The following is a 4,239-nucleotide window of genomic DNA, read 5'->3' as shown; positions in this document are numbered from 1 at the left end:
GCGCAGGACCGTTGGCGCCATGGATGGCGCCATCGAGTCCCCATGGACGGGTTTACGGCGTGTCCTGCGCAGCCCACCCCGCACGACCCACGCCGATAGGCTGCTTTCAGCGACCAACCACGAGGGGCTCCGCCGTTGGCTGGAACCCATCATTCCACTCGGGAATTGGCGCGCCGGCCCCGCTGGGCCTACCATCGGCGGTCCCCACCCCCACCGCCCCTTCCATGTCCGCTCCCGCTTCCACCGCGCCGCGCCGCTGGTTCGTCGCTGGCGACTTCAATGGCTTCTTCGGCCTGGTCGTCGACAACCTCTCCATCCTCGGCTTCATCGCCATGGCCCTGGTCGGGATGTTCCAGTTCCCCGCCGACGTGGTCTTCGGCCGCATGTTCCCCGGCACTGCCCTGGGCGTGCTGGTCGGCAACCTGCTGTACACCCTGATGGCACGGCGCCTGGCCGCGCGTACCGGGCGCGACGACGTCACCGCCATGCCGCTGGGCCTGGATGCGCCGACCAGCATCGGCATGGCGCTGCTGGTGCTGGGCCCGGCCTTCCTGGCCTTCAAGCATCAGGGCCTGGACCCGCATGCCGCCGCCATCGCCACCTGGCAGCTGGGCATGGCCTCGCTGGTCATCATGGGCGTGCTCAAGCTGATCCTGTCCTTCTTCGGTGAAGCGGTGACCCGCGCGCTGCCGCGCGCTGCGCTGCTGGGTTCCATCGCGGGCATCGCACTGGTGCTGATGGGCCTGCTGCCCTTGCTGGAGACCCTGCGCTCGCCGCTGGTGGGCTTCACCACGCTGGGCCTGCTGCTGTACGTGCTGATCGCCAAGGGCAAGCTGCCGCTGCGCGGCCCCGGTGTGCTGCTGGCCTTCGTGTTCGGCACCGTGCTGTATTACGGGCTCGGCCTGGCCGGCCTGGGTGTGCCCGGCTTCCAGATTCCCGCCTGGGTGCCGCCGCAGGTGGTGCTGCCGCTGCCGACGCTGGGCTTCATCGAGGGCCTGCCGACCGCGATGACCTACCTGCCGCTGCTGTTGCCGTTCGGCCTGCTGATGGTGGTCGGTGGCATCAACGTATCCGAAAGCGCGCGCGCGGCCGGCGATGACTACCGCACCCGCGACATCCTGCTGGTGGAGGCAGTGGCCACGCTGGTCGCCGGCGTCTGCGGTGGCGTTGCGCAGACCACCCCGTACATCGGCCAGCCGGCCTACAAGCACATGGGTGCGCGCAGCGGCTACACGCTGCTGACCGGCCTGTTCGTCGGCATCGGCGGCATGCTCGGCATCATTTCCGGGCTGGTGCAGTGGCTGCCGCTGGCGGTGCTGGCGCCGATCATCGTGTACGTGTCGATCGACATCACCACCCAGGCGTTCCAGGCCACCCCGCGCCAGCATGCCGGTGCGATGGTGCTGGGCTTCCTGCCGTCGGCGGCCTACCTGCTGGCGATCAAGGCGCCGGGCTGGATTCCGGCCGAGCAGATGGGCGCGCTGCTGACCCACGTCGATGGCCACGGCCTGCCGGAGCTGGCGGTGATCTTCGCGCTGGGCAACGGCTTCATCATCACCTCGATGCTGTGGATCGCCACCGTCGCAGCGATGGTCGATGGCCGTCTGCGCCGCGCCTGCGGCTTCCTGCTGGTGGCGGCGGTGCTCACCCTGTTCGGCCTGATCCATTCGGTGGATCCGCGCGGCGGCATCTACCTGCCGTGGGATCTGCAGGGCCTGGCCCGCGTCATCAGCTGGCAGTTCGCCGGCGCCTATGTGGCGCTGGCCATCCTGCTGGGGCTGCTGTCGCTGCAGAAGCAGGCGGTGAAGCCGCTGACTGAAAACGCCCATTGACCGGTAGCGCCGGGCCATGCCCGGCGTTGGGTTGCGCTGCCGCCGGGCATGGCCCGGCGCTACTTCTCGCCATCAAGTTCCGGGTAATGCCGGAAGATGCCGTTGGTGTTGAAGGCAAGCCGCCGCTCCGAAGCGAGATAGGCGGYGATGCCGGGCCGTTGTTCCACCCGATCCTTCAGCGCGCGCAGCAGTGGCAACGTCGGCCACAGCGCCCGCATGCGGCGTGGGAACATGTAGTCCAGCCCGCTCAGCAACTGGAACAGCGACAGGTCCACGTAGGAGTGTTCGCGCAGCGGGTGGCGACCGCCATTGGCCTTCAGCACCTGCTCGAAGTAGCCAAGGAATTTCGGCAGGCGCTCATCGCGCATCGCTGCCGCGCGCGCCCTGGCCTCGGTCTTCTGGTCTTCGTAGTACTTCGACGCGGCGATCGGATGGTGGGTGTCGTGCACTTCGGCCACCAGATCGGCGATGGTCAGCTGCAACTGCAGCGCCTGCATGCGCCGCGAGGCGGCCTGCGGAACCAGATCCRGCGTCGGGCCGAGGAAATCGAGAATGGCCGCGACCTGTGCGATGACCTGTCGCCCCGCCTTCAGGAACGGTGGCGCGAAAGGTTGCGCACCTTCGCTGTGGCCATCGAGGAACGGCTGCATCACGGCGTCGCCGTGCACMCGCGCCATGTCCACGTAATCGGCGCCGGCATCTTCCAGCGCCAGCCGCACGAATTCGCCACGGCCCTGGATGCCGGTCCAGTAGTACAACGCGTACTGCATGAAGGCTTCTCCACCCAACAGGAACAGCAGGGTCGCGCGTACCGCGCAAAGCAGGCGTGAACCACAACGGCAGCGGAATGGCTGGGGAACCCTGCCGAATCAGGGCAGTCACACCTTGTCCATGCAGCTGAAAGGCGAGGTTCTGCATCATGCAGAGTGGAAAAGTGGTTTGGCCCTGGGTTCTGGGCGTGGTGGTGGTGGGCGGCGCGGGCACGTGGTTGTTCCGCGACCAGTTGCAGCACCTGGCAGATGGCGTAGCGGTGCCGGAGCAATCCGCGCCGACCTCGGCAGTCGCCACACCGAAGCCCGCTGCTACGCACGAACCCGCGCCCTCTCCGATCAAGCATCCGCTGGATTCCGAGGCCGCCGCCGACCCGGCACTGCCGTCACTGGCCGACAGCGATGCCGCCGCCTGGAGCACATTGAGCGGACTGTTCAAGGGCGAGGGCGCGTTGACTGCGCTGCTGCGCGATCACCTGATCCAGCGCCTGGTCACCCAGGTCGACAACCTGGACAAGGCCAGTGTGCCGCCTACCGCGCTGGCCTTCCGGCCGCTACCGGGCAGCCTGCAGGTGGAGCCGGGCGAGGGCGGCGAACGCATCGCCGCGGCCAATGCAGCGCGCTATGCGCCCTATGTGCAGGCCTTCACTGCGCTCGACCCGGCGGCGGCGGCCCACGCGTACAAGCGCTTCTATCCATTGATCCAGCAGGCGTATGTCGATCTGGGCCGTCCCGACGGGTATTTCAATGATCGCCTGGTAACGGTGATCGACCACCTGCTGGACACCCCGGAGCTGGCCCAGGCGCCACCGCTGCAGCGCGATGAACGCGGCCGCTACCGCTTCGCCGATGCCACCCTGCAGTCGCGCTCGATCGGGCAGAAGGCCTTGCTGCGCATGGACGTGGCGCAGGCGCGGGCGGTCAAGCAGCAGCTGCGGGCGATCCGGGCCGCGATCACCCATTGAGGACTCCAGCGTGCAGATCTGATCCGGATCAACGCGCCGACAACACCGCTTCCGGCATGCTGGCCACAGGCTGACTGGCCTTCGAATGCAGTCGCAGCCACCCTTGAAACGGGGTGGGGCAACCGCATCTTTCCAGCATCGCCGGCGTGGGCCGGCCAAGATGACCGATGAGGTTTCGCAATGCGGATGGACAAGCTCACCTCGCGTTTCCAGCAGGCGCTGGCAGACGCGCAATCGCTGGCGGTAGGCCGCGACAACAGCATCATCGAACCGGTGCACGTGTTCAGTGCCCTGCTTGACCAGCAGGGGGGCAGCACCCGGCCGCTGCTGGCCCAGGCCGGCGTCAACGTGCCGGTGCTGCGCGAACGCCTGGACGAGGCGCTTGAAGCGCTCCCGAAAGTGTCCGGCCAGGCCGGCAACCTGTCGATCGGCAACGACCTCAACCGCCTGCTCAACCACACCGACAAGCTGGCCCAGCAGAACGGTGATGCCTTCATCGCCAGCGAGTGGTTCGTGCTGGCCGCGCTGGAAGACGGCGGCACGCTGGGCATGGCGATGCGCGCTGCCGGTGCCGACAAGGCGCGCCTGCAGACCGCCATCGACAAACTGCGTGGTGGCGAGAACGTGCAGTCGGAGAACGCCGAAGAGCAGCGGCAGGCGCTGGAGAAATAC

At 67.8% G+C, this 4,239-nt stretch carries 4 protein-coding genes; 3 read left to right on the top strand and 1 reads right to left on the bottom strand.

The window, feature by feature from the left end; translation table 11 throughout:
* Positions 1-224 precede the first annotated feature (224 nt).
* The gene (locus tag AC1VAN_RS13430; protein WP_478013543.1) at positions 225-1,832 is read left to right on the top strand and encodes a SulP family inorganic anion transporter; all 1,608 of its coding nucleotides are present in this window, start codon (positions 225-227) and stop codon (positions 1,830-1,832) included.
* A 59-nt stretch (positions 1,833-1,891) separates the two neighbouring features.
* Here AC1VAN_RS13430 and AC1VAN_RS13425 read toward each other — a convergent pair whose 3' ends face one another.
* Entirely contained in the window at positions 1,892-2,602 is a 711-nt protein-coding gene (locus tag AC1VAN_RS13425; RefSeq protein WP_480985976.1) for a glutathione S-transferase, read from the bottom strand.
* A 149-nt stretch (positions 2,603-2,751) separates the two neighbouring features.
* Between AC1VAN_RS13425 and AC1VAN_RS13420 the strand changes: the two genes are divergently transcribed.
* On the top strand, positions 2,752-3,567 hold the full coding sequence (locus AC1VAN_RS13420) for a DUF3014 domain-containing protein (RefSeq protein ID WP_442252333.1): 816 nt from the start codon (positions 2,752-2,754) through the stop codon (positions 3,565-3,567).
* Between the two features lie 180 nt (positions 3,568-3,747).
* The coding region (locus AC1VAN_RS13415) for a Clp protease N-terminal domain-containing protein (RefSeq protein WP_480985975.1) at positions 3,748-4,239 on the top strand (492 nt) is incomplete at its 3' end.

The sequence above is a fragment of the Stenotrophomonas sp. 05L44_2 genome (assembly GCF_056665995.1).
The sequence above is the reverse complement of the archived record's forward strand: the minus strand, read 5'-3'. Positions and strand labels throughout refer to the sequence as shown.

Excerpts from the sequence above, each read along its gene's own strand:
- AC1VAN_RS13430 (WP_478013543.1), top strand. The coding sequence starts at position 225 with ATGTCCGCTCCCGCTTCCACCGCGCCGCGCCGCTGGTTCGTCGCTGGC.
- AC1VAN_RS13420 (WP_442252333.1), top strand. The coding sequence starts at position 2,752 with ATGCAGAGTGGAAAAGTGGTTTGGCCCTGGGTTCTGGGCGTGGTGGTG.